The sequence below is a fragment of the Acinetobacter sp. SM34 genome, assembly GCF_022012365.1.
Taxonomy (GTDB): Bacteria; Pseudomonadota; Gammaproteobacteria; order Pseudomonadales; family Moraxellaceae; genus Acinetobacter.
This window is the reverse complement of the sequence record NZ_JAKLTP010000019.1, coordinates 23,756-48,292: the sequence shown is the minus strand read 5'-3', so window position 1 is coordinate 48,292 and position 24,537 is coordinate 23,756. Positions and strand designations below refer to the sequence as shown.

Below are 24,537 nucleotides of genomic sequence, written 5' to 3'. Positions count from 1 at the left end.
ACTTTGTGAAAAAGCAGAATTGAACATATTTTTCAGGTACTTTTTTGCTAATCTTAACGTAAATCAATAAATACATTTATGTGTAAAGAGGAAGATTAATGCACTTGGTGTCACAATATCGCTTATTTGCTGCGCCTACAGCATTGTTGAAGACCATTGTGTTGTCTACAGCTGTTGTTTCAATTGCTATTTTGAGTGGTTGTGCGTCAAAACCGCAAATTCAAAATGCAACACGTTATGTGACTGCACCGGATTACTATACGGTTCGTTCTGGGGATACCTTAAGCGGGATCGCCGCACGTTATGGTTTAAGTTATCTCAGCGTTGCCGAGATGAACGATATAGATGTCCCGTACCGTATTTATGTCGGGCAATCTTTACGTTTAAAAAATTCCGGATCACGCCGTACCACAACAACACAAGCCGTGGCACAAGCTGCACCTATTCAGCGTCAAACAGTTCAACTGCCGACTACACCGGCTACAAGCACTGCTCCGGTAACCACCACGACTGCACCTGTGGCATCCTCTAAGGTTTCTGCCTTGCGCTGGGTAAAACCAAGTAATGGGGCAGTCATTGCAAACTTTAATGTTGCTGCAAATGTGAAGGGTATTCGCTATAGCGGTAATACAGGTGATGCAATTTTTGCTGCTGCTGATGGGCAAGTGGTGTATGCAGCAGATGGTTTGAAAGAATACGGTAACTTGATTTTGATCAAGCATATAGATGGTTACATTACGGCTTATGCACATAACAGCAAAATGAATGTGAGTAGCGGTCAGAATGTGACAGCAGGACAGAAAATTGCTGAAATGGGTTCAACAGGCACCAATCGCACCATGCTCGAGTTTCAGGTACGCCTAAATGGCAAACCAATCAATCCGACTAATGTTTTACCAATAAATTAAATTTTTCAAATACAAAAAATAAATTTCACCGTATAATACAATGAGTTGCTTTTATCAAAAAGATAAGAGCACTCATAAGTTCAGAGGGAAATTTATGTTAGATCAACTTCGAGCAATGGGTGTATTTGCTTGTGTTGTTGAAAAAAGCTCGTTTAGCGGTGCTGCACGTGAGTTAGGAATCACCACCAGTGCCGTGAGTCAGCAAATTCGTTCATTAGAAAATGAAATGGAAGTTACACTTCTACATCGATCTACTAGAAAATTAAGTCTGACTGAAGCTGGACAAGCTTTTTTCCACAGCTGTCAAGAAATGCTTGCCGCTGCTGAGCGTGGGAAAATCCGTATCAACGAGTTGCGTGATGACTTGGTGGGGGATTTACGCATTGCCACAACCCCGGAACTTGGTGCTAATCATGTGATTCCTGCATTGTCTCACTGGATGCAGGCACATCGTCGGCTCGCTGTACATATAGAAGCAGATAATCAATACACCGATTTAATCGAGGGACGTATTGATATTGCCTTACACATGAGTCCAAAAATTGAAGATCATAATTTGAATGTCGTGCCACTGGCTCTGGTGGAGCAGGTTTTAGTGGCGTCACCGAGTTATTTGAATCAGTCTGCGCCTGTGTCAAGACCTGAAGATCTAAACCATCATGATCTGATTCCAGTCAATATTATGAAAAATTATCAGCATTTTTCATTTCAACACGCAGGGCTGGGCGAAACAGTAAATCTGGAAATGAAATCACGTTTCAGTACCAATAACGTCCTGGTTGCAAAATCTTTATGTTTGCAAGGGCATGGTATTGCACGAATTTTATATCTGGATGTAAAAAAAGACTTAGTCAATGGCTCTCTGATGGAAGTTTTACCCGAGTGGAAACTATCTCATTTCACTTTATATGCCGTCACGGCAAAAAAAGATCAGCAACCAACGAAAGTTCATCGCTGTTTAGAGGCATTAAAACAATACTTTAGCCAGTTACCCGGCGGAAGAATTTATCAAACAGTCTCATAAGAATAAAGCACAAAAAAGCCGCGATCAGCGGCTTTTTTAGATTAGATTGAAGGCTTAAGCTAAATAATTCTTGATCATTTTAACCAGACGTTCAATCAACTGATCGGCCTGTGGTTGGTCAATGTTCAGCGGTGGTAATAAACGAACAACCGAACCCGCCGTCACATTGATAATCAAATGATAGTCATCACGTGCAATATTGACCAATTCGCCACACGCTTTTGGCAATTCAATACCAATCATCAGACCAAAACCACGTACAGTCACGTTTTGATCGGCTAATTGCTGTTTGAATTGTTCAACAATATAAGCACCCATTTTTGCTGAATTTTCAACCAGATTTTCTTTTTGAATGGTATCAATCACAGTGTAAACTACACGTGAACCCAAAGCAGTACCGCTATAGGTTGAACCATGGTTACCTGCAGTGAGTACGCCCACGCCACGACCTTGGGTCATCACGGCACCAATCGGGAAGCCATTACCTAAACCTTTGGCAGTGGTGAGTACATCTGGAACAATATTGGTATGCTGGTAAGCAAAGTATTTACCGGTACGGCCATTACCTGTTTGAACTTCGTCCAGCATCATCAACCAGTTATGCTGGTTACAGATTTGGCGAATGTCTTCAAGATAGCTAAAGCCTTGAGGTGCAGTATTTACACCACCTTCACCCTGAATTGGTTCAACCAGAATTGCCACGATGTCTGGGTGGTTGATGGCAGCTTCTTCAATCGCTTCAATGTCGCCAAATGGCACACGAATAAAACCTTCTACCAAAGGTGCAAAACCTTCCTGAACTTTTTTGTTACCGGTCGCGGAAAGAGTCGCCAGGGTACGGCCATGGAAAGAATGATCTGCGACAATGATTTTTGGGGTCTTAATACCTTGCATATGGCCAAATTTACGGGCAATTTTAATTGCACCTTCATTTGATTCTGCACCACTATTCGAGAAGAAAATTTCTTCCATGCCGGAAACTTCAGCCAGTTTTTGTGCAGCAGCTGTTTGCCAAGGCACTTCAAAAATGTTGCTGGTATGAATCAGGGTCGCTGCCTGTTCGGCAATCGCTTCAGTCACCGCTGGGTGTGAATGACCCAGACCACATACAGCAATCCCTGTTAATGCATCTAGGTATTCAGTACCATCTTCAGTATAAAGATAAGAACCTCGTCCTCGGACAAAGCTGATCGGCTGACGGCCAAATACCGGCATCAAATGAGATGGTTGATCAGTTTGCACAGGAGCAAGGGTAATGTTATTCATGACTAACTCTTATCTGTTAGGAGGGAAAAATAAAAGTTTATATAAGCAAAATCCAGGGCAGATTAAAAGCCCAAATGTAAATAAAAATGGAATTATTGCTTTAGACATACTGTTTCCTCCAGTTTTGGGTATAATGCGAGGCAGATTAGTTGAGGATTTATCAATGACTGAACAAGTACGCGATACTGAAGCGTTAATTCGTGACCAAATTGCTAAACATGCAGTGTTACTTTACATGAAAGGTACACCACAATTTCCACAATGTGGTTTCTCTGCACGTGCGGTAGAAGCTCTCAGTCAAATTGGTCGTCCATTTGCTTATGTCAATATTTTGGAAAATCCAGATATTCGTGCAACTTTACCGAAAATTGCAAATTGGCCTACATTTCCACAATTGTGGATCAATGGCGAATTAATCGGTGGTAGCGATATCATGCTCGATATGTTCCAAAAAGGTGAGTTAAAACCTTTGGTAGAACAGTACAGCCCAGCGCCTGAAGCTTAATTCAGTGTGATGATGTTGTATGAAAAAAAGCGCCTTGAAGGGGCGCTTTTTTTATGTCTCAGAAAATGTCATGCATCTTCGGGGTTGCTGTCTTGATTATGCGCTACAGCTTCAACGGATGTTGCTGTTTCAGCTTCATTAGAAGTTGTCTCAGTTACCGCTTCAGCTTTGGCCTTTTTTTTGTCTTTTTTCTTTTTTTTCTTTTTCTTTGGTTCTTCTTCAAGTTCGGCACCATCTTCCAGCGCCTGCCAATATTCTAATTGCGCCATGACTGCCGCAAAGATAGAACCTTTACTGTAACGACCTTTTTTATTCAGTGTCCCCACAGGACGTGCCATTAACAGTTCAAGAGCCTGATCAATGGTTGCAATGGCATGAATATGGAACTGACCTTTGGCTACCGCTTCAATCACATCATGGCGTAACATCAGGTGTTCCATATTTTGGCGTGGAATAATCACCCCTTGTTTTCCAGTCAAGCCTTGTAACTTGCAGGCATCATAGAAACCTTCAATTTTGGCATTGACCCCGCCAATCGGTTGAACCTGACCCAATTGGTTCATGGAGCCGGTAATGGCCCAGGACTGGTCAATAGGTAACTGGCTAATCGCAGAAATAAGCGCAGAAAGTTCAGCTACGGTTGCACTGTCACCATCGATTTGGCCATAACTTTGTTCAAAGGCGAGGGCAGCCGAGAAATGCAGCATTTGTTCGCGGCCAAAGTGAGCTTTCAGGAAGCTCGACATCAGTAATACGCCTTTGGCATGCAATGAGCCGCCCAATTCGACACTACGTTCGATATCCAGAATATCACCGCCGCCCTGATACACCGATGCCGTTAAACGTGAAGGTAAGCCAAATTCAACATCGGCATATTGAATTACCGACAGGGCATTGATCTGACCTAAACGGTGACCTTTGGTCTCGATTAACTGTGTGCCACGGGTTAAATCTTGCCAGTACAATTCACGTAAATAACCTAAACGATATTTGCGATGATCAAGTGCAGTATTGATATGTTTTTCTGAAACTGATTTATCGCCGGCTTGGGCGGCATGATGATGCGCTTCCCGGATTAGATCACCCAAAGTGAGGGCATGTAATGACAAGGAACTTTGGTCTTCAGCCTGACGGCTTGAATCGGTAAGTAATGCAGCCAGCGCAGAACGGTCAAAAGGCAATAGTTTATCGGCCTGAACATAGTCCGCAATCAATTGCATATAGGCTTGTTCATTAATGTCATTACGTTGTAATGTGTCGGTGAAATCGGCGCGAATTTTAAACACGCTGCCGAGTTCAGGTTCCAGTTCTAAAATTTCATAATAAATTTCAGGTTCTGCAAGCAAAATCACTTTAATATTTAATGGAATCGCCTGTGGTTCTATAGAGATGCTGCCGGTTAAGGTCAGCATATGTTCCAGCGAGGACAGCTTTAATTTTCCGGATTTCAATGCACGTTTTAAACCTTGCCATGCATAAGGCTGTTCCAGCAGTTGTTCAGCTTCGAGTATCAGAAAACCGCCATTCGCCCGATGCAGTGAACCTGGACGGATCAATGTAAAGTCAGTGGTGATGGTGCCATTTTGGGTAAGCTGTTCCACATGACCCAATAAGTTGTAGTGGGTAGGGAAATCTTCAAAAATGACTGGTGCACCGCTATTCGGCTTATAGGTAACAATGATATTGGCTTGATAGCGTGAGGGCACACGGCTGAAGCTTCCTGGAGAAAAGTCATCTTCTTCTTGCTCAAGAATAATTTCTACATTATTGATAATATCTTCAGCATAATATTGCAGATATTCAGTTAGTCCATCGACATCGGGATATTTGTTCTGAATTACGTCAATGCGCGGCATCACTACCTGTTTGGCAATGTCACGGTTCAAGTGTTGCACCTGATCCCGTGCATCATCTTCCAAATCACCTAAATGTAGACCCAAACGCTCCAGTTTTTTATTCATGTAGCGAATGTTGGAGGCAATTTCTGCGCGCTGTTTGCTATTTAGGGCATTAATGTCTTCTTTAGACATTTCCTGATATTCATTGTCTTTCAGATGAACCGGTACGAAGCAGTGCTCGTCATCTTGTGAAATCAGTTTTAAATCAAAATCTGCACCTTCTTTGGTCAGTTTGACCAAGGCCGTTTGTTGTTCATCGCCAGTTTGCTCGCGAATCATTTCAATACGGTTGTGATAGGTTTCAGCAGTAAAGCGTCGTTCCAGCTGTTTTAAAATGGTTTGCCAGGTTTGATGTAGCAAAGCCTGAAATTTAGGGCCTTGTCCCGCAGGAAGTTCAAGTGCAATTGGCTGACGGGGAAACTTGAAATTATTGACATACACCCAGTCATTTGGCGTTTGCATGGTCTTGGCATGCTGTTGCAGCAAACGCTTGATCATGGTGCGTTTACCTAAGCCTGCCGTACCTACTGCAAAAATATTATAGCCTGAGTAAGGCAAGGCGATACCGGCCTCAACAGAGGCACGTGCGCGGTCTTGCCCAAGAAAGTCATTGAGCGGTTTTATTCTTCGTGTTGACGCAGGAATTTTTTCAAGATTAGGCGTGTGCGTCAGTTGCTTGGGTTGAAGCTGGGTTTTGGTCAGGGTGTTTTGAATTTCCGGTTGATCGAATGCTGAAATTAAGCTGCTTTGTATAGGGGCTGGTTGATTTACTGTAATGGTTGCAGATAATGTGGAATTCATTTGATCGAGTTTTTGGGGCACTGTTTAAATCCAAAACTAAAATATTGCAATAGAGATTTAAAGGTATACAGGTTTAGTTGAAAAATTCAAGCAGGCAGCTCGTTTTTATCGATAAAATAAAATAATGATTTCATAATTATTGTTGAAACTGAACCTATTAAGCGTTTGAATAGCAGCATTCAGTTTTGCAGAAAAAAACAACGCAATGACAACACAATCTACAGGGTGGAAATCTGCCTTTACTGCTTTTCTCGATCGTCGTGCACTGATCATGCTGTTTTTAGGTTTTTCGGCCGGTATTCCCATTCTTTTGATTTTTTCCAGTTTGTCGTTATGGCTGGGTGAAGCGGGCATTGAAAAAAGCGCAGTGACATTTTTTAGCTGGGCAGCCCTGGGTTATTCATTCAAATTTGTCTGGGCGCCTTTGGTTGATGAATTGCCGGTACCATTCTTGACCAAGCTACTGGGGCGACGTCGGGCCTGGTTGCTGATTGCACAAGTTTTAATTATCAGCGCTATCTGCATTATGGCTTTTTCTAATCCGGCACTCGGTCAGGGGTATTTGTATCAGATGGCCGTGGGAGCGGTGTTATTGGGTTTCTCTGCAGCGACTCAAGATATTGTGATTGATGCCTACCGTATTGAGCTTGCAGAAACTGAAATGCAAACCGTGCTTGCCTCTACTTACAATGCAGGTTATCGCATCGGGATGATTGTGGCCGGTGCAGGTGCGCTATTCCTTGCAGCATCACTGGGAACCGCCAAGGGAAACTATATTTATAGCGCCTGGAAAATCACTTATCTGGTTATGGCTGCAGTCATGCTGGTCGGAATCATGACTACTTTAGTGATTCGTGAACCGCGGGTTGAGCGTACTTATAAAGATTATAAACGTAGCGATTATTATCGCCTGGTGGCAGTGTTTTTTGTGGCCGTAATTGGCTTTGTCGTGAGCTATATTTTTTCTGGAAATTTAACGGAATCTGTTAAGGCACAATTTGAAATTACCGATTCATTGTTATTGTTCTGCTTTGAAACATTACGTTTTATAGGATCTGCTGCGGTAGCCGTATTGCTAGGCACATTATTGGTGAAAATGGGTGCGGTCAATAAGCATATGGCTGTTGAAACCTGGATCAATCCAATTGCCGATTTCTTTAAACGCTATGGCGTAAAGCTTGCTTTGGTCTTGTTATTGCTCATCGGTTTTTATCGCATCTCGGATATTATTGCCGGGGTCATCTCCAATGTGTTTTATCAGGATTTAAACTTTAGCAAAGAGCAGATTGCGGAAGCGGTAAAAATTTATGGGGTGATTTTTAGTCTGGTCGGTGGTTTCTTGGGTGGTTTGCTGGCACAGCGTATGAACATTATGAAACTGATGTTTGTCGGTGCAGTTCTGGCTAGCTCAACCAACCTGATCTTTATCGGTTTGGTCAAATCTGGTCAGCCTACGCATGATGTTCAAGTCATGGTCGGTCAGCACAAGTATCAGGTTCAATCGGATGAAGTGGGTTACTGGAAGTTAAATGTACCAAATCAGGTTTTGGCACAAGCTAATGCCGTACAGGTTCAAGTACAATATGATGATAATGCTCAGCAGCCAGTAATCAGCGCTGTACCTTATTTAAAACAGGATGCGCAACAGCAGGGTGCTAAATCGAGCATGATGCAAATTCTGCCGGTGACCAGTGATAATGTGATTAATGCACATGAACAAGAGAACAGTCTAGTAGTGCGTGGCCAGTATTTTGGACAGCCATTGACTGAAACACAAAAAATTGTCTTGCATTTAGATGAACAGAAATTTGATGCCAATCTGGACAAAACTGGGGTATTTAGCGCGGCCATTCCAGCAGCAAGCCTGGCAAATTCAGCATCGAAACAGCTTGTGGCAGAAGTGCTAGACAATGATAAAGTCATTTTAAGTACACAGCATCGCTATACGGTCGATATGAACTCAAGCATAGCCAAAGGTCTGGATGTCGATGTTCAGCCTTTAGCTGCAGTCAATGCTCAATCAACTGATGATGTTGAAATTAGCGGCAAGGTGATTAAACCTTATAGTTCATTGTGGTTATATTTTGCCATTATTGTCGATAACCTGGCATCTGGATTGGCGGGTGCAGCCTTCATCGCATTTTTGTCCAGTTTAACCAGCGTATCTTTCACCGCAGTGCAATATGCTATTTTTAGCTCACTGATGACTTTAACGCCGAAGATTTTAGGTGGCTATTCAGGTACCATCGTGACCAATATTGGTTATCCGAATTTCTTCCTGATGACCACACTGATTGGTATTCCAATTTTAATATTGGTGGTTTGGGTCGCGAAGTTATTGCGTGAACATCAGCAACAGTCCAACTAAGCTCACATTTTAAAACTGTATCAATAACCCATTTTATTTAGAAGATGAAATGGGTTTTTTCTTTGGACGAAAGTCGAGGCAAGCGTTCAGTATTACTTATTAAATAGCCTAAGCAGAGAATAAGCTATCATCATGGTAAATCGTGATTTCAGTTTTATATTGATTTAAAAAATGTATAAACACTGAGGGAAAGTAGAACAATAAGTAATAGCAATAGCTAGATTGTTAAATTGAATTCTTCACGCTAAATCCCTATAGTATCTGTAAAAATTGAAAACTCAGGAAAATGAATCATGCGCATGCTGCATACCATGTTACGTGTAGGCAATCTGGAACAATCTTTAAAGTTCTATACTGAAGTACTCGGTATGACTTTGCTTCGTAAACGCGATTATGAAGAAGGTCGATTCACTCTGGCTTTTGTTGGCTATGGGGATGAAGAAAACCATACTGTACTGGAATTGACGCATAACTGGGACACAGAAAGTTATGAGCTGGGCAATGGCTATGGCCATATTGCTATTGCGGTCGATGATGCCTATAAAGCCTGTGAAGAGATCAAGGCACGTGGTGGTAAGGTGGTGCGTGAAGCAGGGCCAATGAAAGGCGGTGTAACGGTTATTGCTTTTGTTGAAGATCCGGATGGTTACAAAATCGAGCTGATTCAGCAAGATGCCAATGCGCGTAATAACTAATAGACTTCTTTCATAATTATTAACACCCTCTTTATTTTTCTCCCATAGGGAGAAATAAAAGGAATTTATGAAAGAAGTCTAATCATAAAGTGATATAGATAAACAAAATATTCAACATTGAGTTGAAAAACTGGCTTTATTTATTCAGCCCAGTAAGATGAAACTTTACCGCAAGGTAAAATCAATTATTGGGTTTTTTATTGGCTGTCATTTACAGGATGTAATAATGTTAAAACTATTGGCATTGGACCGCTTTACCATTTTGCTGGTAGTGATGGTAATTTTGGCCAGCATTGTTCCGGTATCCGGTTTCGCTGCCGATGTCTTTGGAATTATTACCACCATTGCGATTGCAATTCTATTTTTTTTGCACGGTGCAAAGCTTTCTAGAGAAGCTGTAGTGCAAGGCATGCTGCACTGGAAATTTCATGTGGTGGTCTTTGCATTTACTTTTGCATTGTTTCCGGTACTGGGGCTGCTGGCTCAACCTGTTTTATTACCGTTATTAGGTAAGGAGCTGTACTGGGGCTTTTTGTTTATGTGTTTCTTGCCCTCTACCGTGCAATCTTCCATTGCGTTTACTTCGGTAGCAAAAGGTAATGTCGCCAGTGCAGTGTGTAGTGCTTCATTTTCCAATATCGTCGGTATGTTTATTACCCCGGTGTTGGTCAGTTTCTTTATTCTAGGTCAGTCACAGCATGGTTTTGATCCAACTTCCTCGATTATCCAAATTACCTTATTGCTGCTGCTTCCTTTTATTTTAGGACAAATGCTCAGACCTTATGTTTATCCCTTGATGCTGAAAAAGCCGGGAATAGTCAAAGCATTTGATCAGGGGACCATTCTTATGGTGGTCTATGCTGCTTTTAGTGGGGCAGTGGTGGCAGGATTGTGGCAAGAAGTGAGCTGGCAGACGTTGCTGATTTTGACCATAGCCTGTTCAGTATTCTTGACTATCATCATGCTATTGGCTTTATATCTTCCAAAATGGCTGGGTTTTAACCGGGAAGATCAAATTGCCATGTTCTTTTGTAGTTCCAAAAAAACATTGGCCAGTGGAGTACCGATGGCACAAATCCTGTTTATTGGTCAGCCTTTGGGTATGATCGTTCTCCCAATTATGATTTTTCATCAAATTCAGCTCATGGTCTGTGGAGTCATTGCCAACTACTGGTCAAAACATCCTGTAGATGAGTTTAAAGAAATAGAAGAGTGTAAAGAATAATTCGCTATCTGCTATTTTTTCCCGTATAATTGCGCCCACTTGTTGTGCTTAGCTCTGACGGTATCCGTCTCGGTGGGCCAAAAGAATGGTCTGTTGTGGTGTTGGTCTAGCTTTTTCCTGGATTAAGCTTATTCCTCATGAATCATGAGAGTGATCAATTGCGATGACAGCATAAGCCTTTCTTAACTTAGGAGTAATCGACGATGCGCGCCGATATTCACCCAAAATATGAAAAATTAGTTGCTACTTGTTCATGTGGTAACGTAATCGAAACTCGTTCAGCGCTTGGTAAAGAGACTATTTACCTAGACGTATGTTCAGCATGCCACCCATTCTATACTGGTAAACAAAAGAATGTGGACACTGGCGGCCGTATCGACAAATTCAAACAACGTTTTGCTGGTATGTCACGTTCTATCAAACGTTAATACCCAAAATGAAAAAAACGGGCTTCTTGCCCGTTTTTTTATGTCTGTCATTTCATCAATGACGCTATGACAGACGTTGTACAAGACCTATTGGTCTTGTACATCAATCAAATGATCCAGTTTTTTCTGGAAATAATCACCCTGAATAAAACGTGCATCCACATTCCATGCATTTGCAAACAGAGTCATGTCATTGAGGTCACGTAGCATGATTTCGCCAGGTTTGATTTCCTGGAAAGAACTCAACTTTTCCTGTAATTCCTGCATCGTTTTTTCTGTCTGCAACATTTTGGTCAAATTCTGATGTAAAGTTAAACAATTCACATCAAGTTGACGTAACATCGACTCACTATAAATGGTATTCCCAAAGTCTCGAAGGGAGACCTCAGCACCAAATTGGCGCAATTGGGCAATATGCTTTTGGGCATCCGAAATATTTTGGCTAATATCTTCTTCCGAGAATTGTAAAATTAACGGCTGCTTCAATTTACTGCGAACAATAGTAATGAGTTTCGAAATAAATTCAGGGAAGGTTCGGTCGTGTAAGAGCACGGCTTTATTCAAATTCACGATCAATTTTGCTTCAGGATATTGAGTAATGAAATTATGGAGTTGTTTACATGACTCCACTAATATCCAGCGATCCAGTTTAATGGATAATTCAGGATCTTCTGCGAGTTCTCTTAAACTGGCTAAATCTTTCCATGTATTTTCATAAATAAAGCCGCTGGTCACTTCATAAGTATATAAATTGGTGTCTTGCTTGTCATAAAGTTGCTGATATTTAAGGTGGATTTCACCGCGATCCAAACTTTGTTGCAAGGCTCTGAGTAGGGTTGCTTCAGGTGAACTAGGGGCTGCCTTAATTTCTGGGTGCTGAAGTTCAATGCTTGGAATGTCTAATGGTGCATCCAATACAAGTGATGGAGTTGGTTGATTTTCCGGTAAGGCAGTTTTATAAGCTGAAGCTATAAATTGTCCAAAATGTTTTTCATCGCGTATTTCAGAACCTAACAGTGTATAACCAATTCTCAGATTAAGCGGATAAGAGGTTTGACTGATTGACAATAATTGCGGTTTTTTTAGCGAGCTTAAACCTATAAGTTTGGATTCAAGTTTGGCTTTGGACTCGGCTTGGAATAAACCCACATAAATCCCTGAACTCATTTCAAATAAAGGCACATGGGTTTGTTCTTTTAAAAATTCTTTAACCGTGCTGAAATAATTTTTAAAAGTATCCCATTCACCTTCAAAAATGCTGTCAGGGCAGGAGCTCAAAGAGAACAGAACCAGTGCATTAATGTCAGAAGGTTGTTGATTAATTGTGCGATTAATCAACTGATAAGTATTAGGCTTTTGAGCATCGGCTGTTACTGATGTGGTCTGAGCTGATGGTGAAGATTCAGTATCAATGGTAATTTGTAAAGCATCTTCTTCATCTGTAGAGGGTAAAAACTCAATTTTCAGCGGATTTGGAATAGATACCTGATTATTCAGGCTATTGATCTCAAAACGCCCTAAATCAAACTGACCTTGGGAAATTTTTTTAAAGCGCAGTTTAAAGTCATTTAAATCTTTAGGCTGAAGCAGATCCAGTAAGGGGAGGCCCACAATTTCATCTTCATTTTTGAGGCCAAAAAGTGCTAAATATTCGAGGTTTGCCTGAACATGAATACCTTCCTGAATCAGTGCAATGGCCTTGTTGCTTTCTTGTACCAAAGACTGAGCATGGGTTTGAGCCGTTTCTAGCTCTTCCATGAGATGTTGTTGAGTTAGGACTAAACGACTTAATGAAAGTGCACGTAAAAGACCAAGGTAAAAACGATCTGGATAATCCAGATTAAGAATGTCATAGACCCCTTTACGAATATAACCTGCGTATTGATCGGCCTGATAATCCTCAGGTTTGAGCAGGATCATAGGCAAGTTGGGTTGATTTGATAAGCGAATCAGGCTCAAAGCCTGTTCATATTTTAAGTCGTAAGCACGGCCAAAAATAACCAGATCCCAGGTATGGTGTAATTGTTTTTCGAAATTTTGTAAATCATCAAGCAAAGTTGCATGTACCACATGTTCACTCGATGTTAAAAGATCACGGATTTGATTAAAACGTATTTGATTATCATCGATAATGAGTAAACGTGTTTCAGTACGTTTTAACTTTTTAGACAATAATGGATTTCTCACTTCAATGCTTCCCATAAATCGTGATTCTTAATTTCATTCGTTTGCTTATTAATAAAGTTTTTGATCAGAATTTCTTGTTGCTCATTCAGCAACTCGAATTCAAAACGAATAAAACTTTGTGTAATGATTTGAGCTTTAGTTAAATAAATTTTTATTTCTTCTTGTCCTAAACGTAGATGAATCGTTTGTTTTTCTCTAAACATGTGTGAACCAGACACCACCAGGCTGGTTGATACATCATCAAGTTGGGTGGACTGAACAATCAGGGCTGGTTGGTAATTATTGCTATGACGATCTGTTTTGACCATAACAGCACAAGGGAATAAATCTTGTGCCAGTACTTCTAGTCCCAGTTCCAGGCTCTTGGCAGTTGACTGCTTGATCCAGCGGACTACACCACCACGCCACGGACTATGGGTGTTTTCCTGAATTAAAATAAATTCGCCAGTTTTTAAATTCGCAGGCGCAGCGCCATTCCATTTAATTCTGTAACCATTCACACTGATGTCCAGAACTTCTGCGGGATAAATTTGTTTGGCTTCGCGGTCTAAGGTTTTAGCTGTGCTGATTTCAGCAGGAATATTCGAATTCATCGAATTGATAAAGCTGCTTTCATTGTGGAACTGATAATTTGTATCTAGATCCAGAGTTTCATGAAAGTTTTTACCTTTAGACAGGTAGAAATGTGCCACTGAAAGACTAAAACAGATTTGCAGCTGTGCAGAATATTCATAACGTTCATGACGACGCTCAGTATTGGTCGTAAGCAGGTTATGAATATGGAAATGTAGTGCCGGCGTTAAGAACAGCTTTTCATTACGCGATAGATAACCTGACTTTTTGGTTTGAGTTTCAGAGAGGTGATCTAATAAATTTTGTGTTGAAATATAGATGGTCGGTTTATAAAGACTGGATTGATTGGTATTAAAAACCGGTGGGTAGTCTTTATTGGTATCGACAATATAACGAGAAAGCGTGGTTTCTTTAGGTAACACATGCACCAGTTTTGCCCAGTCAAAACTGCATAAATACAAGCCCTGCATTTCCGAAGGCCGGATTTGATGGGTATTTAGAATTTCCAGCAATACCAGTTGTGAATAAGCCTGAGTAATGGTCTGTAAAGGATGTTGCGTATCCAGTATCTGGTTAATATTGGTTTGATAAAAATTATTTTTCATTGCACATTCAATCAGCTGATGTGCAATTAACCATTGTCCAAATAAAGGCGTGCTGTATAACAGGTGTTGTTGATAGAGCAATAAAGAGAGTTGCTGCAAGGCATAATACGTAGAAACGATTCTTGCGGTTTGCAAACTTTTCTTTTGATTGAATGCAAAGATAGAAAACTTTTGGATGCTAAGCTGTGTGTTGCAGCGTTTTGAAATATCGATATAAATTTTGGCAAAATGACTGCGTAGCAGGATCGCAAGTTCAATGATCTGGTCACTACGATCGTTGGTAATGAGTCCCTGATTGAAAAAATGCTTTTCCAGACTGCCTAAAACATTATCAATGGTAGGATGTAGGATTTGAATCAAGTCAAAACGCAACATTTCAGGACATTTAAGTTCTGATATTTCCAGTAATGCATTGAAAAGTTCTTTGGAGGAATTCCCCAATTGAAGAATGGATAAATTGGATACCCAGTCTTGCAACCCCTTGGTATTGGTTGGGCAGAAGCTTAATTTTTCCAACTTTAAATCTGTTGGTGTTTGGAAGATATCTGAATTACTCATAAGCATCGTTATTATTAACTCAAAAAGTTGAAACTCCAAAAAGCGGTGTTTTATTTTTTTCGCCCGCGATTTCCCTAACGAGTTTAGGAACCAAATATCCTGGCAGGTTCTCTAAAACCTCTTCATATATACGATTAATTTCTTCAGGACTTAAGTCAAAATGATGGGCACCTTTTACTTTATCTAATACATGTAAATAGTATGGCATCACACCCGCCTCAAACAGACGGTAACTTAAATCCACTAAAACCTGCGCAGAATTATTAACCCCATTTAATAAAACCGCTTGATTGAGCACGGTAATTTGATGTTGAACCAATATGGACAGTTTGGCACAAGTAAAATCATCAAGCTCAGCAGCATGATTTGAGTGTACCACTAGAATAATGCGCAGCCTACTGTTTTTTAATAGGGAAATTAGCTCTTCATCGACACGGTTGGGGATTACGATAGGAACCCGTGAATGAATTCTCAAAAATTTAATTTGCGGCATGGACTCAAGACGTTCAATCCACAGGGCAAGTTTCCGGTTAGACAAAGTAAGTGGATCACCACCGCTCAAAATCACTTCGTTTATATCTGGTTGTTTTTGAATATATTGCTTAATATTTAACCAGTCTTCGTTTTTAGGCAGGTTTTCTTGATAGGGAAAATGACGGCGGAAACAATAGCGACAGTGAACGGCGCAAGCACCAGTCAAAGTGAGTAAAAAGCGCGATTTGTATTTATGTAATACACCAGGTTGTTGATTGGCCTGTTCTTCCCCTAAAGGATCAGTTATAAAACCAGGATGATCTTCAAGTTCCAGATGATGGGGTAATACTTGTAATAGCAGGGGATCAAGCGGGTTGCTAATGCTCATTTTTCCGACGAATGCACGCGGAACACGTAATTTAAACTGTTCAGAAGCCAGGATAGCCCCTGATAATAATTGATCAGGCGAGAGTTGAAGCGCATCAAGCAACTCTAAAGGATCTGTAATTAGGTCACTCAGTTGAGATTGCCAGTTTTGCTCTTGATACAAATAGTTTATCATGCCACGTGTTAAAAATAATGCTAGTCTAGCATTAATAGATTTAAGTTAGTAAGTTTGGAGTGAGCCTTTCATGGCCAATTATTCTACAAATGACTTTAAGCAAGGTCTTAAAGTAATGCTTGACGGCAACCCATGTTCAATCATGGAAAATGAATACGTAAAACCTGGTAAGGGTCAAGCATTCAACCGTGTAAAACTTCGTAACCTTAAAACGGGTAAAGTTTTAGAAAAGACATTCAAATCGAATGAAACACTTGAAGGTGCCGACATCGTAGAAGTAGAAATGAACTACTTGTATAACGATGGTGAAATGTGGAACTTCATGGATCCTGAAACTTTTGAACAGATCACTGCAGACAAAACTGCAATGGGTGATGCTGCAAAATGGTTAAAAGACGATTCTAACGAACTTTGCACAATTATGTTGTTCAATGGCGTGCCATTGTCAGTAAGTGCGCCAAACTTCGTGGTATTGAAAATCGTTGAAACTGATCCAGGCGTACGTGGTGATACTTCTGGCGGCGGCGGTAAACCAGCTAAACTCGAAACTGGTGCAGTTGTTCGTGTACCATTATTCGTGCAGCAAGAAGAAAGCGTTCGTGTAGACACTCGTACTGGTGACTATTTAGAACGTGCATAATGGTTTTAAAATAGACTATTATCGAAAGGGATGATGAAAATCATCCCTTTTTTTATGCCAAAGTATTACATGAAAAGCAAAGTATGAGGAGTACAGTCGCAAAGCAAGAAACAGCAATTATACCGAACAATAAAAATGAACGCTGATTTATGCATTAGATATGAGGGCTTTACATGGAAACAATTCAACCGAAGTTAACCCTAACTTCAAAAATAGTGTGGCTTCTAGTCGCGATTTTAGGCGCGGTATCATTCGGGATACTCGCAATCAGCAGAGGAGAACATGTTAATGCAGTCTGGCTCGTTCTGGCTGCCATCTGTGTATATAGCATTGCTTATCGCTTCTACAGTTTATTTATTGCCAATAAAGTTTTTGAACTCAATGCACGACGATTAACTCCAGCGCATCGTTTAGCCGATGGTCTGGATTATGTTCCCACTAATAAATATGTCCTGTTTGGTCACCACTTTGCAGCCATTGCAGGTGCTGGGCCTTTAGTGGGGCCAATTCTTGCCGCGCAAATGGGTTATCTGCCTGGCACCATCTGGTTGTTGGTGGGTGTGGTTCTTGCAGGTGCTGTACAAGACTTTTTGGTATTGTTTATTTCGACCCGCCGTGATGGACGATCACTGGGTGAAATGGCAAAGCAGGAGCTAGGTTCCTTTGCTGGTGTGATCGTGATGCTGGGTGCGCTTGGTGTTATGGTGATCATTCTGGCGGTATTGGCATTGGTGGTGGTAAAAGCCTTAACCAATAGTCCATGGGGAGTGTTCAGTATTTCAGCAACCATTCCAATTGCATTATTTATGGGCGTATATATGCGTTATATCCGTCCAGGTAAAATTGCCGAAGTTTCAATTATCGGTTTTGTGCTGATGATGATGGCGATTGTCTATGGCGGTAATGTTGCGGCTGATCCTTACTGGGGACCGATCTTTACACTGTCTGGTACGCAACTGACTTGGTGTTTAATCACTTACGGTTTCGTTGCTTCAGTCTTGCCGGTTTGGTTGCTGCTTGCGCCACGCGACTATCTTTCTACTTTCTTGAAGATTGGTGTGATTGCCGGTCTTGCAGTCGGGATCATGGTGGCATTACCTGAAATGAAAATGCCTGCGGTAACGCATTTCATTGATGGTACGGGTCCTGTATTTGCAGGCTCAATGTTCCCATTCTTGTTCATTACCATTGCCTGCGGTGCTATTTCAGGCTTCCATGCCTTGGTTTCTTCGGGAACGACACCAAAACTCATTGAAAATGAAGTCGATATTCGTGTCATTGGTTACGGCGGTATGTTGATGGAATCTTTCGTTGCTGTCATGGCGATGATTTGTGCCACCATTCTTGAGCCGGGAGTCTATTTCGCAATTAATGCACCTGCTGCCGTATTAGGCACCACGGTTGAAAGTGCTGCTGAAGCGGTGCGTACTTTGGGCTTTGTGGTGACCCCTGAAGCATTGACTTTACTTGCTCAGGAAGTAGGTGAAAGCTCGATTCTTTCGCGTACCGGTGGTGCGCCAACATTTGCGATTGGTATGGCGCACATTATTACGGAAATTTTCAATAACCGTTCCATGATGGCGTTCTGGTATCACTTCGCGATTCTGTTTGAAGCCTTATTCATTTTAACTGCCGTAGATGCCGGTACTCGTGCTTGCCGTTTCATGGTTCAGGATACGGTGGGTATTGTGATCCCTGCGTTGAAACAATCGCACAATTTCTTTGGTAATCTGTTTGGAACCGCCGTAGCTGTTGCAGGTTGGGGGTTCTTTGTTTATCAAGGTGTGATTGACCCACTTGGCGGTATCAATAGCCTATGGCCTTTATTTGGTATTGGTAACCAAATGCTTGCTGCAATGGCCCTGATTTTGGGTACTGTCATCTTGTTCAAAATGAAGAAAGAGAAATATGTTTGGATCACTATTTTTCCAACCATATTCTTATTTATTACCTGTATGACAGCAGGTTGGCAAAAAATCTTCCATGAAAATCCAAAAATTGGTTTCCTGGCACAAGCCAACCGATTCTCTGATGCAATTGCGCGTAATGAAATTTTAAAACCAGCCAAAGACATCGCTGAAATGCAAACGATTGTATTCTCGAATCAAATCAATGCTGTACTTTGCGGTTTCTTTATGATTGTGGCGATTGTGATGGTGTTTGCTGCCATTGGTGTGATTCGTCGTGCATTGGCAGATCCTAATCCAAGTGTGCATGAGTCAGAAGCTATTTACAGTGATGAGATTAGCCCAAATGAAGTGGCAGGAGAGGTGAAATGAGTTTAAAAGATCAAATTCGCCAGAAGCTAGCCGTGGGTAAAATCATTAAATTCACTGTGCTGGCGCAGCCGAAAAAGTTTTTGATGCTGAATGGGATTAAAACCATTCAGATCATTTGGCAACGTCTACAGCAAAGCTTTCGCCTGATGGTGGGTGTGCCGGATTATCAGACTTATCTGGAGCATATGCAAAAGAATCATCCGGACTTGGTCGCAATGGATGCCAAAACATTTTACCGTCACTGCGTGGATGTACGTTATCCAAGTGCAGCGGGCGGAATGAAAAAATGTCCTTGCTAACGTGATGAATCATTTGTCAGAAATCTTTTGATTTGTTTGGAAAAACTACAAAACGGTGTATGTTAAACATGCACCGTTTTTTATTGAGGAAAGAGTGTGATTTGGGGTACGAATAAAGTTCAAAAACAAGAACTCACGCCAGCGCAGCAAGAGCTGAATTTTCAGGTGGAATCTTATGCTGCAAAAATTCAGGCATTTCAGGCTCAAATCAATAGCATTATTCTGGATAAACAACAGCAAACCAAACTGGCTTTAAGCTGTTTGCTGGCCGGTGGACATGTGCTGTTTGAAGATTTGCCCGGACTGGGTAAAACCACATTATCCAGTGCCTTGTCGCATATTGCCGGATTGAAGTTTCAGCGTATTCAGTTTACCAATGACATGCTGGCCAGTGATGTGATTGGGGTGAATATGTTTAATCAAAAAGAACATCAGTTTGAGTTTAAGCGCGGACCCATTTTTACCCAAATCTTGCTGGCCGATGAAATTAACCGCTGCAGTCCCAAAACTCAAAGTGCTTTGCTGGAAGCGATGGAAGAAGGGCTGGTGACGGTCGATGGGGTACGCTATGACTTGCCGCAGCCTTTTTGGGTGATTGCTACACAAAATCCGTTGTTCCAGAGTGGTACTTATAGTTTGCCCGAATCCCAGCTTGACCGTTTTTTGATGCGATTGTCACTGGGCTATCCATCGCGTTCAGCAGAAAAACTGTTATTACAGCAAGATTCCCGTTATGCCTTGATTGCCACATTGCAACACGTCTTTAATGAACATGAAATTTTAGCCATTCAACAGCTGGTGACGCAGATTTACATTGCCGATGTGGTGCTGGAATATTTGCTGGATCTGGCGACTGAAACCCGAAAAAGCCCGCATGGTTTATCCACCCGTGGATTACTGGCATTGAAAAAAGCAGCGCAAGCGCATGCCTTTATCGAACAGCGTAGTTATGTAACGCCAGATGACGTACAGGTGGTGTTTGCTGCTGTGGTGTCGCATCGTATTGGCCTAAGCGAAGCAGAAACCTTGCAGCTGATGCAGCAAGTCAATGTCAGCTAAAGGATGATTTACTTGACTAAAATTTTGATCCAGCCGTGGCAAAAATGGTTAGCGAAACGCTTTCAGTTTAAAAAAATCAAACAGCTCTCGCAAAAAGATATTCTGATTTTTATCTATCAGCAGGGCTATCTGTATTTGGTGTTGATCTTGCTGACCTTTATTGCCGGGATAAATTATGCCAATAATCTGATTTTGGGTTTTTGCTTTCTGGTCAGTGCCATTTTATGTATCAGCTTTTATTTAACCTTCAAGCAGTTGCATGGGCTCAAGGTTGAAGTTTCTGTTAATGAAGTGGGGCAGGCAGGACAGCAACTGGATTTGCAATTACATTTTCAGCAAGCACAAAAGCAGCCGCGTTATTTGTGGGTTAAAACCAGTCAGCACCTGGAAAAAATCTTCATTTCAGAATTGAAGCAAAATATGACCTTGTCTTTTTTTACTGAAAAAAGAGGGCAATTTGATTATCCAACCCTGCAGGTATATTCGGTTTATCCCTTTGGACTGGTACGTGCCTGGACCTATTTTTATTTAAAAGAATATTCATGGGTGGCACCCAAAGCGGCCTTGTACAATGCGGAAAATAAGCAGCATCAGCAAAATTTTGAACCGGATATGGACGAATTTCGTGAACTGCGAAATTTCAAGGCTGGAGATAGCTTGCAAGCTGTGTCATGGAAGCAGGCAGCACGTGGGCAGGGTTTATATATCAAGGTATTTGAACAGCACAATGAGCAGCTGAATATCGAAATTCATTATAGCAATATGCCAAGTAGCCAACATGAAGAAAAATTAAGTCTCATGATGGGCTTAATTGAACAATGCGAGCAAATACAGTGTGCATATGCAGTCTTTTTACCACAGGCTGAATTGGCTGTAGGCCTCGGTGAAAGTCAGTTATTACAGGCCAAAAAACTTTTGGCGCAGGCTTAAATCATGATTCATGCACAGATCAGAACCTCGATGCTGATGACCCTGTCCTTGATACTGATGACACAGGTTCTTTTTAACCCTCCGGTGTTGAGCCTGATTTTGGTCCTGATGATCCTGTGTTTATTTTATAGTTTAAAAGATCAGTCCAAGGCCTTATCCAGAATTTGGACTTTTGTGCTGACTTTCTTTGCCTTGGCTGCAATTTACTTTAACTATCAAACTTTTATTGGCATAGATGCTGGCGTTGCCATTTTATCGATTTTCTTATTTGCCAAGGCCTTAGAAAGCAAGAATAAACGCGATGTGATTATCCTGTTTAATTTTGCCATGTTTGTCAGTGCCAGTTCATTCCTGTTTAGCCAGTCCATTTGGATGGCGCTGATGGTGGTGTTATGTTTACTCAGCTGCCTGATCGGGTTGTATCGATTGCAGACTCATGAATTTAAACAACTGCAAAATCAGTCCAGCGCATGGCAAAGTGATGCCAAACATGTGGGAAAATTGCTGATTCTGGCTTTGCCTTTTTTTATCTTGCTGTTTGTATTTTTCCCGCGTTTGCCGCCGCTTTGGGCAATTCCGGTTCCGGTACAAAAAAGTGTCACCGGAATGAGTGACAGCATGTCACCGGGTGATTTTGCTGAGCTGTCACAGTCGACCAGTCTGGCATTCCGAATTATTGGCAATATGAAGCAATTGCCAAGCCGTAATGAGCTGTATTGGCGAGCCATGGTTTTAGATCAGTATGATGGCAGAACCTGGACCAGCAGTTTTGTGAATGAACAGTTGGTCGTAAATCAAGATGTTCAGAAAAGTAAATACAGTTTTGATTATCATTATTTAGCGGCTGATCCTCATGTCAGGTGGGTGATGGGCTTAGAGAAATCACGACCATTACAGCAGAACTATCAATTAAAACAGGATGGTCGTATTACGCCGGTGCGAGAAATTTTGCAGAATCAGCCGATTGCATTGCAGTGGCTGGGGAATGCTCATACGCAACAAGAGGCCTTGTACACAACAAGGTTATTGCAACAAATCAATACCAAAATACCAGAGCGCTTAGATGAGCAATCACGCCAGTTTGCATTAGAGATGTTTAGGCAGAGTGGACAGCAACCTGAACGTTATATAAGCAATATTTTGCAGTGGTACAAGAGTCATGACTTCGCCTATACCTTAAATCCCGGATTATTGGGGGAAAACCGGATCGATGAATTCTTGTTTCAATCACGGCGTGGTTTTTGCGAGCATTATGCCTCGAGTTTTGCCCTGTTAATGCGTTATGTCGGAATTCCTGCACGTGTTGTGATTGGCTATCAGGGTGGCCAGCTTGCACCGGATCATTCCAGTTGGGAAGTACGCCAGCTCGATGCGCATGCATGGACAGAGGTACTCTTAAATGGTAAATGGCAAAGAATTGATCCTACTGCGATTATTGCACCGCAGCGGATAGATGGCGGAATGCAAAATTATATTGAAAGTGATCGCAGTGTTTTGGGCAATAAAGAGCAAAAGTGGAGATACCGCCAATTTGCAGTGATGAAAAACATGCGAATCTGGAGTGATTATGCGAGTTATCAATGGCAAAGCAAGGTTGTGGGTTATGATGCCGAAAAGCAGCAAGGCTGGTTGTCAAAGTTAGGTATTAAAAGCGCTTATGCCAGCAGCATCATTATGCTATTGAGCATTCTATTGGTGGTGGTGGTTTATTTTATCTGGATTTTTTATCGAAATAATCAGTCTGTTTCTGCCTATGAGCGTGCCATTCAACAATTTTCCAAACAATTGGAACTTAGCTTGCGCAAGCAGCCTGCGGAAACCTTTTATAGCTGGATGCTTCGTTTGGCTGAACGAACAGAACAGGATCAACAACAGATATTTGCGCAAACGGCACAGCATTATCAGCAACAACAATATTCATTCCTGCAAAATCATCAGCAAATAAAACAATTTAGAGGAATGCTTAAAACTTGTGCAGATACGTTAAAAAAGAACAGAAAGCACTTGTCTTAAAAAATAAAAATGAATATTATTCACAGCACTTAGGTGTATAGCTCAGTTGGTTAGAGCGCTACGTTGACATCGTAGAGGTCAGCAGTTCGAGTCTGCTTATACCTACCAAGATTTTAATAAGCAGATTCTTTTTGAATCTGCTTTTTTTATGCCTAAAATTTTGATATTGAGTGAGTTGCACATGAGCGACATAGTTTGTCGTAATTGTATTTTAGTCGAATTGCATAAGTTATTGAATTTATTATACTGAAAAAAATAATTTCCGAAAATTAATAAAAATGGAACAACTGAATCCTTCTGATTTAAAAGCGATCTTGCATTCTAAACGAGCAAATCTCTATTATCTGGAACACGCACGCGTCATGCAAAAAGATGGTCGGGTGTTATATCTGACCGAAGCTAAAAACGAAAACCAATATTGGAATATCCCCATCGCTAATACCACAGTCATTATGCTGGGCACGGGAACATCCATTACCCAAGCGGCGATGCGGATGCTGGCCGGTGCAGGAGTATTAGTCGGATTTACAGGCGGTGGCGGTACGCCTTTATTTATGGGCTGTGAAATTGAATGGATGACCCCGCAAAGTGAATATCGCCCAACCGAATATATGCAAGGCTGGATGCAATTTTGGTTTGATGATGCAAAACGCTTAGACGTTGCCAAACAGTTTCAATTGGCTCGGATCGAATTTATTAAAAAAGTGTGGGCCAAAGATCGCGACTTAAAAGCCGAAGGTTTTTATTTGGATGATTTAGATGTCCAAAATGCGCTAGATGGCTTTGAACGGAAAATTCCAAATCTGAATAAAGTCGGTGATTTACTCCTGACAGAAGCAGCGACAACCAAACAGTTGTATAGAATCGCGGCGACACGTACGGGTTTAAAAGATTTCAGCCGAAATCCTGAGCAGGGGGATTTAGCCAATGACTTTTTAAACCACGGCAATTATTTAGCTTATGGCTTAGCAGCAACAACACTTTGGGTTTTAGGGATTCCACATGGTTTTGCAGTAATGCATGGTAAAACCCGTCGTGGTGCTTTAGTTTTTGATGTGGCGGATTTAATTAAAGATGCAGTTGTTTTGCCTTATGCTTTTATTTGTGCGAAAGAAAAGATGACCGAGCAAGAGTTCCGCCAACAAGTGCTACAGAAATTTGTAGAGCACAAATGTCTCGATTGGATGTTTGATCAGGTGAAGAAAAATGCAGGAATGATAATTTAAAAAGATATATCTAT

The 24,537-nt window shown here is 41.4% G+C and carries 19 protein-coding genes and 1 tRNA gene; 15 read left to right on the top strand and 5 right to left on the bottom strand.

Going from position 1 to position 24,537, the window contains the following annotated elements; genetic code table 11:
• The first annotated feature begins 98 nt into the window (after window positions 1-98).
• Complete coding sequence (locus tag LZZ98_RS14300; protein WP_237788425.1) at window positions 99-908, top strand: peptidoglycan DD-metalloendopeptidase family protein; 810 nt, start codon at window positions 99-101, stop codon at window positions 906-908.
• 94 nt (window positions 909-1,002) lie between these two features.
• Window positions 1,003-1,932: a LysR family transcriptional regulator gene (locus LZZ98_RS14295; RefSeq protein WP_237788424.1), complete on the top strand. Its 930-nt coding sequence runs from the start codon at window positions 1,003-1,005 to the stop codon at window positions 1,930-1,932.
• 54 nt (window positions 1,933-1,986) lie between these two features.
• On the opposite strand, the gene LZZ98_RS14290 is transcribed toward LZZ98_RS14295, so the two are convergent.
• The gene (locus tag LZZ98_RS14290; protein ID WP_237788423.1) at window positions 1,987-3,198 is read right to left on the bottom strand and encodes an aspartate aminotransferase family protein; all 1,212 of its coding nucleotides are present in this window, start codon (window positions 3,196-3,198) and stop codon (window positions 1,987-1,989) included.
• Window positions 3,199-3,361: 163 nt separating this feature from the next.
• On the opposite strand from LZZ98_RS14290, the gene grxD reads away from it, so the two are divergent.
• Window positions 3,362-3,703 carry a Grx4 family monothiol glutaredoxin gene (gene grxD / locus LZZ98_RS14285; protein ID WP_086175639.1) on the top strand — a complete coding sequence of 114 codons (342 nt, stop codon included), beginning with the start codon at window positions 3,362-3,364 and terminating at the stop codon, window positions 3,701-3,703.
• Between the two features lie 68 nt (window positions 3,704-3,771).
• Here grxD and LZZ98_RS14280 read toward each other — a convergent pair whose 3' ends face one another.
• The gene (locus LZZ98_RS14280; protein ID WP_237788422.1) at window positions 3,772-6,423 is read right to left on the bottom strand and encodes a Lon protease family protein; all 2,652 of its coding nucleotides are present in this window, start codon (window positions 6,421-6,423) and stop codon (window positions 3,772-3,774) included.
• A 184-nt stretch (window positions 6,424-6,607) separates the two neighbouring features.
• Between LZZ98_RS14280 and LZZ98_RS14275 the strand changes: the two genes are divergently transcribed.
• The 4 genes from LZZ98_RS14275 (at window position 6,608) to rpmE (ending at window position 11,118) form a co-directional block, all read left to right on the top strand.
• Window positions 6,608-8,770, top strand: a complete 2,163-nt coding sequence (locus tag LZZ98_RS14275; RefSeq protein ID WP_237788421.1) for an AmpG family muropeptide MFS transporter — start codon at window positions 6,608-6,610, stop codon at window positions 8,768-8,770.
• 293 nt (window positions 8,771-9,063) lie between these two features.
• A complete protein-coding gene (gene gloA / locus LZZ98_RS14270) occupies window positions 9,064-9,465 on the top strand; it encodes a lactoylglutathione lyase (RefSeq protein WP_237788420.1) in 402 nt (133 codons plus the stop codon).
• A gap of 226 nt (window positions 9,466-9,691) precedes the next feature.
• Window positions 9,692-10,690 (top strand): bile acid:sodium symporter family protein, encoded by a 999-nt coding sequence (locus tag LZZ98_RS14265; RefSeq protein ID WP_237788419.1) that lies wholly within the window; start codon window positions 9,692-9,694, stop codon window positions 10,688-10,690.
• Window positions 10,691-10,893: 203 nt separating this feature from the next.
• On the top strand, window positions 10,894-11,118 hold the full coding sequence (gene rpmE / locus LZZ98_RS14260) for a 50S ribosomal protein L31 (protein WP_001200845.1): 225 nt from the start codon (window positions 10,894-10,896) through the stop codon (window positions 11,116-11,118).
• Window positions 11,119-11,205: 87 nt separating this feature from the next.
• Here rpmE and LZZ98_RS14255 read toward each other — a convergent pair whose 3' ends face one another.
• The 3 genes from LZZ98_RS14255 to epmB are packed head-to-tail and all read right to left on the bottom strand — an operon-like array spanning window position 11,206 to window position 16,077.
• Window positions 11,206-13,320, bottom strand: coding sequence for an EAL domain-containing protein (locus LZZ98_RS14255; RefSeq protein WP_237788418.1), 2,115 nt, complete (start codon window positions 13,318-13,320; stop codon window positions 11,206-11,208).
• Window positions 13,302-15,047, bottom strand: a complete 1,746-nt coding sequence (locus tag LZZ98_RS14250) for a GTPase (protein WP_237788417.1) — start codon at window positions 15,045-15,047, stop codon at window positions 13,302-13,304. Before LZZ98_RS14250 ends, LZZ98_RS14255 begins: the two co-directional genes overlap by 19 nt.
• 13 nt (window positions 15,048-15,060) lie before the next feature.
• Entirely contained in the window at window positions 15,061-16,077 is a 1,017-nt protein-coding gene (gene epmB / locus LZZ98_RS14245; protein ID WP_237788416.1) for an EF-P beta-lysylation protein EpmB, read from the bottom strand.
• A gap of 70 nt (window positions 16,078-16,147) precedes the next feature.
• Between epmB and efp the strand changes: the two genes are divergently transcribed.
• From efp to cas1f, 8 genes are all read left to right on the top strand, one after another.
• Window positions 16,148-16,717 carry an elongation factor P gene (gene efp / locus LZZ98_RS14240; RefSeq protein WP_086175500.1) on the top strand — a complete coding sequence of 190 codons (570 nt, stop codon included), beginning with the start codon at window positions 16,148-16,150 and terminating at the stop codon, window positions 16,715-16,717.
• Window positions 16,718-16,890: 173 nt separating this feature from the next.
• On the top strand, window positions 16,891-18,996 hold the full coding sequence (locus tag LZZ98_RS14235; RefSeq protein WP_237788415.1) for a carbon starvation CstA family protein: 2,106 nt from the start codon (window positions 16,891-16,893) through the stop codon (window positions 18,994-18,996).
• Window positions 18,993-19,295: a YbdD/YjiX family protein gene (locus LZZ98_RS14230; RefSeq protein WP_143223877.1), complete on the top strand. Its 303-nt coding sequence runs from the start codon at window positions 18,993-18,995 to the stop codon at window positions 19,293-19,295. Before LZZ98_RS14235 ends, LZZ98_RS14230 begins: the two co-directional genes overlap by 4 nt.
• A 153-nt stretch (window positions 19,296-19,448) precedes the next feature.
• Window positions 19,449-20,354: an AAA family ATPase gene (locus LZZ98_RS14225; protein ID WP_237788442.1), complete on the top strand. Its 906-nt coding sequence runs from the start codon at window positions 19,449-19,451 to the stop codon at window positions 20,352-20,354.
• Between the two features lie 21 nt (window positions 20,355-20,375).
• Complete coding sequence (locus LZZ98_RS14220) at window positions 20,376-21,284, top strand: DUF58 domain-containing protein (protein WP_442862721.1); 909 nt, start codon at window positions 20,376-20,378, stop codon at window positions 21,282-21,284.
• A 3-nt stretch (window positions 21,285-21,287) separates the two neighbouring features.
• Entirely contained in the window at window positions 21,288-23,297 is a 2,010-nt protein-coding gene (locus LZZ98_RS14215; protein WP_237788414.1) for a transglutaminase family protein, read from the top strand.
• A gap of 31 nt (window positions 23,298-23,328) precedes the next feature.
• Window positions 23,329-23,405 (top strand) — tRNA-Val (locus LZZ98_RS14210).
• A gap of 170 nt (window positions 23,406-23,575) precedes the next feature.
• Window positions 23,576-24,523 (top strand): type I-F CRISPR-associated endonuclease Cas1f, encoded by a 948-nt coding sequence (gene cas1f / locus LZZ98_RS14205; RefSeq protein ID WP_237788413.1) that lies wholly within the window; start codon window positions 23,576-23,578, stop codon window positions 24,521-24,523.
• Window positions 24,524-24,537: the final 14 nt, after the last annotated feature.

Bases quoted from the DNA above. Each gene is read 5' to 3' on its own strand.
- epmB (WP_237788416.1), bottom strand. From the start codon at position 16,077: ATGATAAACTATTTGTATCAAGAGCAAAACTGGCAATCTCAACTGAGT.
- LZZ98_RS14290 (WP_237788423.1), bottom strand. From the start codon at position 3,198: ATGAATAACATTACCCTTGCTCCTGTGCAAACTGATCAACCATCTCAT.
- LZZ98_RS14295 (WP_237788424.1), top strand. From the start codon at position 1,003: ATGTTAGATCAACTTCGAGCAATGGGTGTATTTGCTTGTGTTGTTGAA.
- efp (WP_086175500.1), top strand. From the start codon at position 16,148: ATGGCCAATTATTCTACAAATGACTTTAAGCAAGGTCTTAAAGTAATG.
- grxD (WP_086175639.1), top strand. From the start codon at position 3,362: ATGACTGAACAAGTACGCGATACTGAAGCGTTAATTCGTGACCAAATT.
- gloA (WP_237788420.1), top strand. From the start codon at position 9,064: ATGCGCATGCTGCATACCATGTTACGTGTAGGCAATCTGGAACAATCT.
- LZZ98_RS14230 (WP_143223877.1), top strand. From the start codon at position 18,993: ATGAGTTTAAAAGATCAAATTCGCCAGAAGCTAGCCGTGGGTAAAATC.
- LZZ98_RS14255 (WP_237788418.1), bottom strand. From the start codon at position 13,320: ATGGGAAGCATTGAAGTGAGAAATCCATTATTGTCTAAAAAGTTAAAA.
- LZZ98_RS14235 (WP_237788415.1), top strand. From the start codon at position 16,891: ATGGAAACAATTCAACCGAAGTTAACCCTAACTTCAAAAATAGTGTGG.
- LZZ98_RS14300 (WP_237788425.1), top strand. From the start codon at position 99: ATGCACTTGGTGTCACAATATCGCTTATTTGCTGCGCCTACAGCATTG.
- LZZ98_RS14250 (WP_237788417.1), bottom strand. From the start codon at position 15,047: ATGCTTATGAGTAATTCAGATATCTTCCAAACACCAACAGATTTAAAG.
- LZZ98_RS14215 (WP_237788414.1), top strand. From the start codon at position 21,288: ATGATTCATGCACAGATCAGAACCTCGATGCTGATGACCCTGTCCTTG.
- LZZ98_RS14275 (WP_237788421.1), top strand. From the start codon at position 6,608: ATGACAACACAATCTACAGGGTGGAAATCTGCCTTTACTGCTTTTCTC.
- LZZ98_RS14265 (WP_237788419.1), top strand. From the start codon at position 9,692: ATGTTAAAACTATTGGCATTGGACCGCTTTACCATTTTGCTGGTAGTG.
- rpmE (WP_001200845.1), top strand. From the start codon at position 10,894: ATGCGCGCCGATATTCACCCAAAATATGAAAAATTAGTTGCTACTTGT.
- cas1f (WP_237788413.1), top strand. From the start codon at position 23,576: ATGGAACAACTGAATCCTTCTGATTTAAAAGCGATCTTGCATTCTAAA.